This is a genomic window from Streptomyces verrucosisporus, from assembly GCF_017114865.1.
GTDB classification, from domain to species: domain Bacteria; phylum Actinomycetota; class Actinomycetes; order Streptomycetales; family Streptomycetaceae; genus Streptomyces; species Streptomyces fenghuangensis.
On record NZ_JADEYH010000008.1, the window covers coordinates 150,286 to 163,790 of the forward strand.

Below are 13,505 nucleotides of genomic sequence, written 5' to 3' on the forward strand. Positions count from 1 at the left end.
GGTGACGGGCCGGAGCGGTGGTCCGTCCGTCCCCGCCTCTCCACCGCCCGGCCGCACCACCCGATGGCCGCGGCCGTCCCGCACCGGCACCCGGGAACGCACCGGGTGCCGCACGCGGGGCGGCCGCGGCCGCTTTCGGTGCTTCCCGCGGCCCTTCGCCGCCCCCTTCGCCGTCCTTCACCGCCTCACGCCCCTCCCGGCCCGGCGGGGCCGGGAGGTGACCGTGTGCCAGACAGGCGGCCGGCGGTGGCGCCTGCCGGGTGGTTTAGTCCATTCACCTGTACGGGGATTGTCGCCCGGCGGACCGCCTGGGACCTCAACCACGCCCGCGGGAAGGCGGGTTCAGATGCCCGGCCCCGGTCGGTGCTACGCCGTTCGGCGGCCTTGGAAGCGGCCGCGAAGATGCGAGAAGGCCCGGGCTGACGTGTCCTCACATCTATGGCACCGCCGAATGGGAGGTCGAAGCGATGGCTGGACAGGGTGGACGTCGGCAGTGGGCACCGGACCGGCGCGGACTGCTGCTGCGCGGCGCGGCGCTGGCGGCACTGGGAGGCGTCCCGTTCCTGGCGGGAAGGACCGCGGGGGCCGGGGGCGGGCGGCCGGGCGGCGACGCCGCCCCGGTGGCCTTCTCGGCCGGGCAGGAGACGGCTCTGGGGCGCTGGTCCCGGCCGGTGGTGGGGGACTACCGGGTCTCGGCCGCCTACGGCATCCCCGGCAACTGGCAGGCGGGCCATCACACGGGCATCGACTTCGCGATGCCCGTCGGCACCCCCGTCTACGCGGTCGGCGCCGGCTCCGTGGTCTTCGCCGGCGAGGCCGGCGCCTACGGGAAGGCGGTGACGGTCAGGATGGACGACGGCTACTACGCCCTCTACGCCCATCTGTCGCGGATCTCGGTGAACGGCGGGGAACGGGTGAAGGCCGGCAGCCCGGTGGGCAGCTCGGGGGCCACGGGCCGGGTCACCGGCCCCCACCTCCACTTCGAGGTGCGCAGCAAACGTGGCTACGGCTCGGACGTCGACCCCGTCGCCTACCTGGCCCGGCGCGGGGTGCAGTTGCTGTGACCCCCGCCACGCCCCCCGGGGTGTGGGCCCTGCCGTGTTCCCATCGTGTTCCCGCCGCCCGGCGGACGACGAAGGCCCGGTCCGCTTCCGCAGGCCGGGCCTTGATCGTTCAGGGTGAGTAACGGGACTCGAACCCGCGACATCCTGGACCACAACCAGGTGCTCTACCAGCTGAGCTATACCCACCATGACCGGCGCTCGTGGTGCTTTCCGCACCGGCCGATAAGAGTGTACAGGGTCGTGGACCCTGCCCGCGCACCCTTATCCCGCGTGGTCCCGCGTGGCCCCGTGGGGAGCGCCGCGGGGCCGGGGCGCCTCAGCCCGCGGCCGGCAGCACGTGCCGGGCCGCGATCCTCCGCGCCGTCTCCGAGTCCGGGCCGGGTCCGGGGACGAAGACCGCCTCGCGGTAGTAGCGCAGTTCCGCGATGGACTCCCTGATGTCCGCCAGCGCCCGGTGGTTGCCGCTCTTCTCCGGGCTGTTGTAGTACGCCTTCGGATACCAGCGCCGGGCCAGCTCCTTGACCGAGGAGACGTCGACGATCCGGTAGTGGAGGTAGTCCTCCAGTGTCGGCATGTCGCGCATCAGGAAGCCGCGGTCGGTTCCGACGGAGTTTCCGCACAGCGGGGCCCGGCCGGGCTCGGGGACGTACTTCCTGACGTACTCCAGGACCCGCTGTTCGGCGTCCTCCAGAGTGGTGCCCCCGGCCAGCTCGTCGAGCAGGCCGGAGGCGGTGTGCATCTCGCGGACGACGTCGGGCATGGTGTCCAGCGCCCCGGCGGGCGGGCGGATCACGATGTCCACCCCGTCACCGAGCACGTTCAGCTCCGAGTCGGTGACCAGCGCGGCCACCTCGATGAGAGCGTCTTCGGACAGCGAGAGCCCGGTCATCTCGCAGTCGATCCACACCATGCGATCGTTCATGCGCCCCAGCCTACGGGGCCCGGCCGGGCGTACGGCCCCGCTGGGAGGGCAGCCGGGGGGTGTAGGTGTCGGATTCCGGTTTGCCGTGCTCGCCCCATGTGCCCCGATCCGTCCGGTCGGTGCGCTCGCCCCGGTTCCCCCGGTCCCCCCTGTCTCCCCGATCTCCTCTGTCCCCCCTGTCTCCTCTCTCCGGGCGCGCGGTGTGGGCCGTGCCGTTCGCGGTGGACTCGGTCCCGGCCTGGTCGGCGCGCGCCTCCGGGGTGCGCTCCCCGCCGCCCTCCGGTCTGCCGGTGCGCGCCCGGTAGGCCGCCCGATACGCCGCCGGCGAGGCGCCCAGCTGCCGCCGGAAGTGACCGCGCAGCGCGACCGGCGAGCGGAAGCCGCAGCGTCCGGCGACCTCGTCGACCGAGTAGTCGGAGGTCTCCAGCAGCCGCTGCGCCTGGAGTACCCGCTGGGTGATCAGCCACTGCAGCGGCGCGCTGCCGGTCAGCGAGCGGAACCGGCGGTCGAACGTCCGCCGGCTCATGTAGGCCCGCGCGGCGAGCGTCTCCACGTCGAACTGCTCATGGAGGTGCTCCAGGGCCCAGGCCACGACCTCGGCGAGCGGGTCGGTGCCGATCTCCTCGGGTAAAGACCTGTCCAGGTAGCGCTCCTGGCCGCCGTTGCCGCGCCGGGGCGGTACGACGAGGCGGCGGGCCAGGGCTCCCGCCGCCTCGGCACCGTGGTCGGTGCGCACCACGTGCAGGCACAGGTCGATACCCGCCGCCGTGCCGGCGGAGGTGAGGATGTCCCCGTCGTCCACGAACAGCTCGCGCGGGTCGACGTGGACCGCCGGGTAACGCTTGGCCAGTGTCGGCGCGTACATCCAGTGCGTCGTCGCCGGGCGGCCGTCGAGCAGCCCCGCCGCGGCGAGCACGAACGCGCCCGTGCACAGGCCTATGATCCGCGCCCCCTCCTCGTGCGCCCGCCGCAGGGCGTCGAGGGCCGCAGAGGGTGGCGGCTGGGTGATGGAACGCCAGGCGGGCACGACGATCGTGCCCGCCCGGGAGAGCGCCTCCAGGCCGTACGGAGCGGTCAACTCCAGGCCTCCCGTGGTGCGCAGGGGTCCCTCTTCGCCCGCGCACACCAGAAGGCGGTAGCGGGGAACGCCGGCGTCCTGCCGGTCGATGCCGAAGACGGACAGCGGGATGGAGCTCTCGAAGATCGGGCCGCCGCCGAAGAGCAGTACGGCGACGATCTCGCGGCGGCGGCGCGCGGCCAGCTTGCGCGTCGTCCCAGGGCCGTGCGTTGGCTCCTGGCTCATGGAACTAAGCCCCCCTCAGTCGTCGCGTCCTTCCGGTCCTGCACGTTTCCCCCGCCGTGGTTAGCCAAGATCGAATCTACTGTGTCTGTCGAGGCTGACGGGACAAGTTCACCACTCACTGCTATGTCGACATGACAACTTGGCGTGAAGCGTTCGATCACGAAGCGTTTCACCCGTCGGCGCCCCTGGGAAGAACGCCTCGCTCCGTGGCCGTTTGTCCGCGGGGTGCACTTGTTCGCCTCGATTCTCCCCGCCCTGGTGGGCGGTGCGGGGTCAGACTCTGGCAAGTTGTGTACCACGGCTGGAAGTTGGCCGAAAAGCGCGGGGGCTCAGAAAGCGGCGACCGGGGCTCTGAGGGCGTGCGCCTCGCATCGGGGGGCGGGCGGGGGCCGGTGTCATCTGCTTCTGTGCGCCCCTGTGCGCCCCTGTGTCGGCGCGGCCGCGGCGGTCCCCGCTCCACCTGGGAGCGGGATCCGTGCGCGGCCCGTCGGGAGGGCCTGTCGGGAGGGCCCGTCGAAAAGAGGGCCGGGGGTCTGCCCCGGACGGTCCCGGCGGACGCCGGGGCGGCGCGGAGACGGGCGCGAAGACGGGCGCGAAGACGGCGCGGGGGCCGCCCCGGCATTGCGCAACGCCTGCCGCTCCGGCATGCTGCACCGGCAGTGACCGCAGCCTCTGGGCAAGGGGGGAGTGCCGTCGTACCCTCAGGGGTATGGGCTGAGGAACATGCTTCCAGGACGTATTCCTAGGCACACGTGACGTAACTGATGGCTGGACACGAGATCCCCGACCCCGCGGACCGCAAGCGGCTCGCCGATCCGGAGGCGACGCCCCGGGCGGCGGACGAGACGCGCCACTCCTGCGATCCGGCGTTCCGGCACGGGGTCGTGGTGGGATTCGACGGCTCGGTCTCCAGCGAGCGGGCCCTGGCCTACGCCATCGGCATGGCGAGGCGCTCCGACTCCGGGCTGATCATCGTCCATGTCGCCAACCGGCTTCCGACGACCGTGTGGGCGGGCTGCGAGCCGCCGGTCTTCGTCGACGTCCCCGACCATCGCACCGAGGTGCTGGGTCTGGAGCTGGCCTGCGCGGACCATCTGTCCGAGGTTCCCTGGATCCTCGTCGAGCGCGGCGGCGACATCTGCCACGAACTGGAGGAGGTCGGCTGCGAGTACGAGGCCGACGCCATCGTCGTGGGCTCCACGCACGGCCTCGTCGGCCGGTTCTTCGGCTCGGTCGCGGGCCGCCTCGCCCGTCGCGCGCGACGCCCGGTCGTCGTCATCCCCTAGTGCCGCGTCAGTTCGGGTCCACCCCGCTCGCCGCCTCCCCCGACTCGCCCCGGAAAAGGGGCAGTCGGTGAATCCACTCCCGCCCGGAGGTGAATTGTGCGCTTGTGACGGGCATACAGACGGCATCATGCCGCCGCGCGGGAAGTGACGGTCCCGTGCCGGCGGCCCGCCGCCGGTGTGATGGGCGACGCCGGCGCAGGGAGGCGGTCCCCTCGTGCGCCTGGTGGCACGCAGGAGGGGACCGCCCGCGCGTTCCACGGCCAAGGGCGCTCCCGGCCCGCTCCACCGCCTGTCCCGCCGCTTACCGCGCCGGCCGCTTTGCCGCCTACTCCACCGTCACGGACTTCGCCAGGTTGCGGGGTTTGTCGATGTCGCGCCCCAGGGCCAGGGCCGTGTGGTAAGCGAGGAGCTGGAGCGGGACGCCCAGCAGGATCGGGTCCAGCTCCAGCTCGTTGCGCGGCACCACGATCGTGTGCTCGGCCTTCTCCTGCCCGGAGTGCGCCACGGCCAGGATGCGGCCGCCGCGGGCCCGGACCTCCTCCAGCGTGGCGCGGTTCTTCTCCAGCAGCTCGTCCTCGGGCAGCACCGCCACGGTCGGCACGGCGGGCTCGATCAGGGCCAGCGGGCCGTGCTTGAGCTCGGAGGCCGGGTAGGCCTCGGCGTGGATGTAGGAGACCTCCTTGAGCTTCAGGGACGCCTCGCGCGCCACCGGGTAGCCGCGCACCCGGCCGACGAACATCATCGACCTCGCGTCCGTGTACTCCCGCGCCAGCTTCGCGATCTCCTCCTCCTTCCCCAGGATCTCGGCGATCTGGCCGGGCAGCCTGCGCAGACCGTCGATGATCCGCCGGCCGTCGGCCACCGACAGGTCGCGGATGCGGCCGAGGTGGAGGGCCAGCAGCGCGAAGGCGACGGCGGTGTTGGTGAAGCACTTGGTGGACACCACGCACACCTCCGGCCCGGCGTGCACGTACACGCCGCCGTCGGTCTCGCGGGCGATGGCCGAGCCGACGACGTTGACCACGCCCAGCACCCGCGCGCCCTTGCGCCGCAGCTCCTGTACGGTGGCCAGGGTGTCGTAGGTCTCCCCGGACTGGCTGACGGCGATGTAGAGGGTGTCGGGGTCCACGACCGGGTTGCGGTAGCGGAACTCGCTGGCGGGCTCGGCGTCGGCGGGCACCCGGGCCAGCTCCTCGATCAGCTGGGCGCCGATCAGGCCGGCGTGGTACGCCGAACCGCAGCCGAGGATCTTCACCCGGCGCACCCCGCGGGCCTCACGGGCGTCGAGGTTGAGGCCGTCGAGGCGGACGGTGGCGAAGCGGTCGTCGATCCGGCCGCGCAGCACCCGGTCCACGGCGTCGGGCTGCTCGGAGATCTCCTTGTGCATATAGGTGTCGTGGCCGCCCATGTCATAGGACTGCGCCTCCCACTCCACCGTCGTGGGGACGGCGGAGGTGCGGCTGCCATCCGTGGTGCAGGTGCGGTAGTCGCCGGCCTTGACGGTGGCCATCTCCCCGTCCTCCAGGGTGACCACCTGGCGGGTGTGGGAGACCAGGGCGGCCACGTCGGAGGCGACGAACATCTCGTGCTCGCCGATGCCGAGCACCACCGGGGAGCCGTTGCGGGCCACGACGATGCGGTCGGGGAAGTCGGCGTGCAGGACGGCGATGCCGTAGGTGCCCTCGATGTGGCGCAGTGCCTCGCGGACCCGCTCCTCCAGCGTCGGGGCCTGCGAGCGGCCGACGAGGTGGGCGAGGACCTCGGTGTCGGTCTCGGAGGCGAACTCCACACCCTCCGCCACCAGCCTCGCGCGCAGCTCCTCGGCGTTGTCGACGATGCCGTTGTGGACGACGGCCACCCGGCCGCCGGCGTCCCGGTGCGGATGGGCGTTCTCGTCGCTGGGGGCGCCGTGGGTGGCCCAGCGGGTGTGGGCGATGCCTGTGGTGCCCGCGAAGCGCTCGGGCAGGCGCGACTCCAGCTCGCGTACGCGGCCCTTGGCCTTGACCGTGCGCAGCCCCGCGGCCCGGCCGGTGCCGCTGCCGTGGACGGCGATGCCGGCGGAGTCGTAGCCCCGGTACTCCAGGCGCTGGAGGCCCTCCAGCAGGAGCGGGGCGGCTTCGCGCCCGCCGATGTATCCCACGATTCCGCACATAAGGGGTCCTCAGGCTTCTCGGATGGTTCGGTTCGGGGGGTCCGGTTCGCGGTCGCCCGGGTCTCCGGGCGGCTTCCGGGCGGCGGCCTGCGCCGCGGGCGGCCGTCAGCCGTAGACGATGCGGCGCAGCTGCCGCAGCGAAAGTCCGGGCGGGGCCACCGCGCGGTGCGGCAGTTCGGCCGCGATCCGCTCGAAGATCTCCTGGTTCGCCAGCCCCCGGGACCGCAGCTCGCGGTGGCGGCGGCGCACGAACTCCTCGACGGTCTCGTCGAAGTACGCCAGGACGTCCAGGACCACCCGGGCCGCCTCGCCGCGCCGCAGCAGTGTGGAGCGCACGAGGTGGTCCACGAGGTCGTCATGGGCCGAGGGGGGTTCGAGCACCCGTAGATACTGAAGCCCGCCCTCGCCCTTGTGCAAGAAATCTGCCCGATATCGGGCAGGGATGAAGCGGAAGAGGGAGGATTCGGGCCTCGAACGGCCCGGCGGCCGCCGTCCCGCCGCCCTCCCGCCGTCAGAAGCGGCGCAGTACGGCCTGCTTGGCGGCGGTGAACTCCTCCTCGGTGAGCACTCCCTCCCGGTGCAGCTCGCCCAGCTCACGCAGCCGCCGCAGCAGGACGTCGTGGTCGGCTCCCTCGGGGGCGGATTCCTTCCCGGACGCGGAGCCGGAGCCGGTCCCGGGCTGCGGGCCGTCCGGGGACGGCAGGGCGGAGGCGGACGCGGGGGCCGACGGATGCGGCAGCCGGGCGGCGACGGCGGCGGCCAGCAGTACCGAGCTGACGTCCTTCGCCTGCCGCACTCCCCACAGCACCAGGCAGTTCGGATCGTGGTCGGGCTTGAGGACGGCGTGCGAGCCCTTGGGGCGGAAGCGCAGGAAGCCGTTCTCCAGTCCGACCGCCGGGGACCACTCCACGCCCGCCAGTTCGTGCAGCGCGAGCGTCCGCGGTCCGGCGGAGGACTTGCTCCCCTCGGCCACCCAGTTCCAGTCGATCCGCACCAGATCCCCGTCGAAGGAGGCCGTGCCGTCGGTGCCCTGCACCGTCAGCGGCACCTGCGGACCGGGCAGCAGATAGCGGTCGCACGGCTCGGCGACGGGGATCTGCTCCAGCAGCAGGGCGTTGCGCAGCTCGTCCGCGAAGTACTCGGCGACCCCGGCGCGGTCCGGCTCCACCTCGAGGCTGTACGGGTCGGCGGCGTCGGGCGTCCGTCCGCCGGCGGCCTGGAGGAGCGGGTCGGCGCCGTGCCGCAGCCGCAGCCGCAGTCGCCCGGCCCTGCGGCCGGGCTCGTACGCGATCCCCGACACCGCCTCCAGCGGCACCGTCACCTCGCCCAGCAGCCTCCGCAGCCTGTGCACGCTCTTGTGGTGCCCCGGCACGATGCGTACCGTGCCGCCGTCGAACGTCCAGTTCCCCGCCCGCTGGAGTATCTCGGTCATGCGGTGATTGTCCCAGCCGCCGGACCGTACCCCCTCCCCCCGGTGCGTGCCGGTGCGTGCCGGGGCCGGGTGTCCGTCAGTCCCAGTAGAGGCCGCGCAGACGTGAGGTGGTGACGGTCACCGGGGCGTCGTCGTCCGGATCCGCGGGGTAGTAGGCGGCCTCGAAGCGCAGCTTCTCGCCGCGCGCGATGCTGCCGGAGTGGTGGAAGTCGGCGAAGGTCTTCCCCGGGGTACCGGTGCGCTCGATGATTCCGGACTCCCAGCGGGTGCCGTCCGTCCGCAGGTGGTAGAAGCGGCCCTGGATCGTGGACCCGGCAGGGAGGGCGGCGGTGAGATGCGCCATCACCTGGTAGCGCGTCGCACCGGTCAGGATGTCGGTGCCCTTGATGTCGAGGGTCTGCCACCGCCGGGGAGCGAGCCGGATGTCGCTGGTCCGGTATTCGCCGATCACCTTGGGCACTTCGTCCTCCTCGCCCCGGTCCCAGCCGGGCCTGTGGCTCAGGCGCTCGCGTACGCGGGCGCGCATCGTGTTCATGGAGAAACCGCGCGGGTCGACCTTGCCGGGCTGCCACTCGAGGTGCCCGATCACGGACTCGGCCTTCCAGCCGTGGTGGCGGCAGAGCGCGGCCGCGGCTCGTTCGATGGCGTCCAGCTGGGCCGCGGGCCAGGGGTCGCGGCCGTCGCCGAGGTTCTCGCACTCGAAGCCGTAGAAGTGGCGGTTGCCGTCGGTGTTCGCCTCGTTGTCCGGGGGGAGGGGTCTCTCGGCGATGACGGCGCGCAGGACGTCGTCGTCGCCCATGCCCGCGTGGTTGGCGCGCCCGTGGCCGACCAGGTGGACCCGCCCGTCCTTGGTGATCACTCCGTGGCACAGCGGGCCCGGGAGCGTCGAGTAGCCCCTGCGGCAGATCTCGACCGTCCGGGCCGACCCGGAGGTCACGGTGTGGTGGACCATCACACCGTGCACCGGCCCCCACGGGCCCTTGTGATCGCGGTTGTGCGTGCGCCAACTGCCGACCTCGATGACCGTGAGCCCCTCTTTCCTGAGCGCGGCCACGAGGGCGCCCGCACCGATGGGAGTAGCCATGCGTGTTCTCCCGACTACTTTTGGTGAGGTGCCTGTTCTCTTTCCTTACCCACTCCGGCGGGTGAGTCCGAAGGAGTGACCAAGATTTTTCGAAATCCTCGCCGCCGCCGGGAGACGCGGCTTCGTCTGTCCGCGTGTGAGGACTGTTCGCCCCTTCGGTTCGAACAGTGTTAAGAATGAGCATGTGATCGGACTTTCCAGCCGATCTCGGGATTCACTGCGCCGAATGCTCGGTGCCCGGCGTCCACCGGCGAAGCGGCACGGGGGCGGGAGAACGAAGGGCGGGGATTCCGGGGAGATGACCAGACGACCCCCGAAGCGGCACCCGGGCTCACTGCTGGGCGTGCGCAGTCTGGCGGGCCAGGTGTTCGTCCTCCAGGCCGTCCTCGTCCTCCTGCTCGTCGTCGCGGCCGTCGCGGCCCTGGTGGTGCAGGCGCGCAACGACAGCACACGGGAGGCCCGCAACCGGTCGGTCGCGGTCGCCGAGGGGTTCGCCGGTGCGCCCGGACTGCCCGCGGCGCTCAGGAGCGAGGACCCCACCGAGAGGCTCCAGCCGCTCGCCGAAGGCGTCAGAGAACGGTCCGGCGTGGACTTCCTCGTGGTGACGGACACCGACGGCATCCGCTACACCCATCCCAAGCCGGACCGGATCGGGAGGAAGTTCGTCGGCACCATCGAACCCGCGCTGCGCGGCGAGGTCGTCACCGAGGAGATCGTCGGCACCATCGGCCCCCTGGTGCAGGCGGTGGTCCCGGTCCGGGACGCGGACGGGGACATCGTGGGCCTGGTCTCCTCGGGCATCACCGTCGAGAACGTCGAGGGCACCGCCGGAGGCCAGTTCCCGCTGCTCTTCGGCGCCTCCGCGGGAGCGCTGCTGCTGTCCATGGCGGGCACGGCGGTGGTCAGCCGGCGGCTGCTGCGCCAGACCCGCGGTCTGGCGCCCGGCGAGATGACCCGCATGTACGAGCACCACGACGCCGTGCTGCACGCCGTCCGCGAGGGCGTGCTGATCGCCGGCGCCGACGGCCGGCTGGTGCTCGCCAACGACGAGGCGCGCCGGCTGCTGGACCTGCCCCCGGACGCCGAGGGCCGCCCCGTCGCCGCTCTCGGCCTCCCACCGCCCCTGGACGGGCTGCTGGCCTCCGGGCGGGTGGCCGTGGACGAGGTTCACATGGCGGGGGAGCGGATGCTGGCCGTAAACCAGCAGCCCGTCGACCGCTACGGAGCCCCCTCGGGCAGCGTGGCGACGTTCCGGGACACCACCGAGATGCGGGTGCTCTCCGAGCGCGCCGAGGTGGCGGGCCGCAGGCTGCGGCTGCTGTACGACGCGGGCACGGGCATCGGCACCACCTTGGACATGATGCGCACCGCCGAGGCGCTGGCGCGGGCCGCCGTGCCCCGGCTGGCCGACTTCGTCACCGTCGACCTGGCCGAGCCGGTGCTGCGGGGCGAGGAGCCCGCAGGCGAGGCGGTGGACATGCGCCGTGTGGCCGCCGACGGGATCCGGGAGGTCCCCTCCTTCTACGCCAGGGGGGACCTCATCAGGTTCGCCCCCTCCACCCCGCAGGCACAGGGCTACGGAACGGGGCGGGCGGTCCTGGAGGCCGACCTGACCGACGCCACCGGCTGGCGGGCGCAGGACCCCGAGCGCAGCCGGGGAATCATGGAAGAGGGTGTCCACTCCCTGATCACGGCCCCACTCCGGGCGCGCGGCATCGTTCTGGGACTGGTCACCTTCTGGCGCTCGGAGAAGCCCGAGCCGTTCGACGGCGACGATCTGTCCCTGGCCGAGGAACTGGTGGCCCGTGCCGCGGTCGCCGTCGACAACGCCCGCCGCTACACGCGCGAGCACACCATGGCCGCCGCGCTCCAGCGCAGCCTGCTGCCGAGGGCCCTGCCCGAGCAGGACGCGCTGGACGTCGCCTACCGCTATCTGCCCGCCCACTCGGGGGTGGGCGGCGACTGGTTCGACGTGATCCCGCTGTCCGGCGCCCGGGCGGCGCTGGTGGTCGGCGACGTGGTCGGCCACGGCCTGCACGCGGCCGCCACCATGGGGCGGCTGCGGACCGCCGTCCACAACTTCTCCGCCCTCGACCTGCCGCCCGACGAGATCATCGGGCACCTCGACGAACTGGTGAGCCGGAACGACCAGGAGGGGGACGACGGGGACGGGACACCGGACGACACCCACGGGATGATGGGCGCCACCTGCCTGTACGCGATCTACGACCCGGCCTCCCGGCGCTGCGTCATGGCCCGGGCCGGGCATCCGCCTCCCGCGGTCGTCCGCCCCGACGGCACGGTGGAGTTCCCCGACACGCCCGTGAGCGCCCCTCTCGGGCTGGGGGCGCCCCCCTACGAGTCGGCCGAGATCGAACTGGCCGAGGGCAGTCGGCTGGTGCTGTACACCGACGGGCTGGTGGAGGACCGGGCGCGTGACATCGACGCCGGACTGGACCTGCTGGCGCGGGCCCTGGCCGGGGCCGACCGCTCCCCGGAGGAGACCTGCGACGCGGTGACCGGGGCGATGCTGGCCGAGCACCCGCGCGACGACATCGCCCTGCTCGTCGCCCGTACCCGGGCCCTGGCCGCCGACCGGACGGCCTCCTGGGGCGTGCCCTCCGACCCCGCCGCGGTCTCCGCCGTACGGGAGGAGGTCGCGCGGCGGCTGGCCGACTGGGGGCTGGAGGAGGCGGCCTTCACCACCGAGCTGATCCTCAGCGAGCTGGTCACCAACGCCATCCGGCACGCCACCGGACCGGTGCGGGTCAGGCTGCTCAGGGCGGAGCGCGGCCTGATCTGCGAGGTCTCCGACACCAGCAGCACCTCGCCGCACCTGCGCCGCGCGGCGACGACGGACGAGGGCGGGCGGGGGCTGTTCCTGGTGGCGCAGCTCTCCGAGCGCTGGGGCACCCGCTACACCGGAACCGGGAAGGTCATCTGGGCCGAGCAGCATCTGCCCCCGGCCTGACCGCCTGCCTGACCGGCCTCACCGGTCCGATGGGACCGGGCGGGGTGGGGGCGCCGGTGACGGCGCCCCCACCGGCCGGCCGGACCACCTCTGTTTGGCCGGCCCGCCCGGCCCCCGCCCGCTCAGGAGCCGGTGACGCCCAGCTCGCGGGCGATCAGCATGCGCTGGACCTCGCTGGTGCCCTCGCCGATCTCCAGGATCTTCGAGTCCCGCCACATACGGGCCACCGGGTACTCGTTCATGAAGCCGTAGCCGCCGTGGATCTGGGTGGCCTCACGGGCGTTGGTGACCGCGATCTCCGAGGAGTACAGCTTGGCGATGGCCGCCTCCTTCTTGAACGGCTCGCCCGCCAGCAGCCGGGAGGCCGCGTCGCGCCAGGCGATACGGGCGGTGTGGGCTCGCATCTCCATGTCGGCCAGCTTGAACTGGATGGCCTGGTTGGCGCCGATGGGGCGGCCGAAGGCGTGGCGCTCCCCGGCGTACCGCACCGACTCGTCCACACAGCCCTGGGCCAGGCCGGTGGCCAGCGCGGAGATGGCGATGCGTCCCTCGTCCAGGATGCGCAGGAACTGGGCGTAGCCGCGGCCCTCCTCGCCCAGCAGGTTGGCGGCCGGGACCCGGACGTCGGAGAAGGACAGCTCGCGGGTGTCCGAGGCGTTCCAGCCGACCTTGGAGTAGGGCGCGGCGACGGTGAAGCCGGGGGTGCCGGAGGGGACGATGATCGAGGAGATCTCCGGGCGGCCGTCGGGCTTGCGGCCGGTGACGGCGGTGACGGTGACCAGGCCGGTGATGTCGGTGCCGGAGTTGGTGATGAAGCACTTGGTGCCGTTGATCACCCACTCGTCGCCGTCGCGCACGGCGGTGGTGCGGGTGCCGCCCGCGTCCGAGCCGCAGTCGGGCTCGGTCAGGCCGAAGGCGCCGAGCATCTCGCCCGAGCACAGCTTCGGCAGCCACTGGCGCTTCTGCTCCTCGGTACCGAAGCGGTACACGGGCATGGCGCCCAGCGAGACGGCGGCCTCCAGGGTGATGGCGACCGAGGAGTCCACCCGGGCCAGCTCCTCCAGGGCCAGGCACAGGGCGAGGTAGTCGCCGCCCATGCCGCCGTATTCCTCGGGGAAGGGCAGGCCGAACAGGCCCATACGGCCCATCTCGCGGATGATCTCGTAGGGGAACTCGTGGTTCTCGTAGAACTCCCCGATCTTCGGCGCGATGACGTCGTGGGCGAACTCCTCGACGGTGCGGCGCAGTTCCTCGTGCTCGGGGGAGAGGCGGTGGTCAAGGGACATGGGTG

General features: G+C 72.7%; 9 protein-coding genes, 1 tRNA gene and 1 pseudogene. 3 read left to right on the plus strand and 8 right to left on the minus strand.

Translation table 11 applies throughout. From position 1 onward, the window contains the following. The first annotated feature begins 467 nt into the window (after positions 1–467). Positions 468–1,064 (plus strand): M23 family metallopeptidase, encoded by a 597-nt coding sequence (locus IQ279_RS12090; RefSeq protein ID WP_206348406.1) that lies wholly within the window; start codon positions 468–470, stop codon positions 1,062–1,064. Positions 1,065–1,177: 113 nt separating this feature from the next. Here IQ279_RS12090 and IQ279_RS12095 read toward each other — a convergent pair. From IQ279_RS12095 to IQ279_RS12105, 3 genes are all read right to left on the minus strand, one after another. Next, positions 1,178–1,250: transfer RNA gene (locus tag IQ279_RS12095), tRNA-His, on the minus strand. A gap of 130 nt (positions 1,251–1,380) precedes the next feature. Then, the gene (orn, locus tag IQ279_RS12100; RefSeq protein WP_206348407.1) at positions 1,381–1,986 is read right to left on the minus strand and encodes an oligoribonuclease; all 606 of its coding nucleotides are present in this window, start codon (positions 1,984–1,986) and stop codon (positions 1,381–1,383) included. 10 nt (positions 1,987–1,996) lie between these two features. Next, positions 1,997–3,289 carry a helix-turn-helix domain-containing protein gene (locus tag IQ279_RS12105; protein WP_206348408.1) on the minus strand — a complete coding sequence of 431 codons (1,293 nt, stop codon included), beginning with the start codon at positions 3,287–3,289 and terminating at the stop codon, positions 1,997–1,999. 764 nt (positions 3,290–4,053) lie between these two features. Here IQ279_RS12105 and IQ279_RS12110 point away from each other — a divergent pair. After that, positions 4,054–4,575: a universal stress protein gene (locus IQ279_RS12110; protein ID WP_093849957.1), complete on the plus strand. Its 522-nt coding sequence runs from the start codon at positions 4,054–4,056 to the stop codon at positions 4,573–4,575. A gap of 325 nt (positions 4,576–4,900) precedes the next feature. On the opposite strand, the gene glmS is transcribed toward IQ279_RS12110, so the two are convergent. The 4 genes and pseudogenes from glmS to IQ279_RS27965 all read right to left on the minus strand — a co-directional run. Then, complete coding sequence (glmS, locus tag IQ279_RS12115) at positions 4,901–6,727, minus strand: glutamine--fructose-6-phosphate transaminase (isomerizing) (RefSeq protein WP_206348409.1); 1,827 nt, start codon at positions 6,725–6,727, stop codon at positions 4,901–4,903. A 105-nt stretch (positions 6,728–6,832) separates the two neighbouring features. Next, positions 6,833–7,108: a hypothetical protein gene (locus IQ279_RS12120; protein ID WP_206348410.1), complete on the minus strand. Its 276-nt coding sequence runs from the start codon at positions 7,106–7,108 to the stop codon at positions 6,833–6,835. A 130-nt stretch (positions 7,109–7,238) separates the two neighbouring features. Continuing rightward, entirely contained in the window at positions 7,239–8,159 is a 921-nt protein-coding gene (locus IQ279_RS12125) for a DUF4429 domain-containing protein (protein WP_206348411.1), read from the minus strand. A 499-nt stretch (positions 8,160–8,658) separates the two neighbouring features. Beyond that, positions 8,659–9,243: pseudogene (locus tag IQ279_RS27965) on the minus strand (N-acetylmuramoyl-L-alanine amidase); the annotation flags it as partial. A 298-nt stretch (positions 9,244–9,541) separates the two neighbouring features. Between IQ279_RS27965 and IQ279_RS12135 the strand changes: the two are divergent. Then, positions 9,542–12,214 (plus strand): SpoIIE family protein phosphatase, encoded by a 2,673-nt coding sequence (locus IQ279_RS12135; protein ID WP_241027984.1) that lies wholly within the window; start codon positions 9,542–9,544, stop codon positions 12,212–12,214. Positions 12,215–12,336: 122 nt separating this feature from the next. Here IQ279_RS12135 and IQ279_RS12140 read toward each other — a convergent pair whose 3' ends face one another. Beyond that, entirely contained in the window at positions 12,337–13,500 is a 1,164-nt protein-coding gene (locus IQ279_RS12140) for an acyl-CoA dehydrogenase family protein (protein ID WP_206348414.1), read from the minus strand. Positions 13,501–13,505 lie beyond the last annotated feature (5 nt).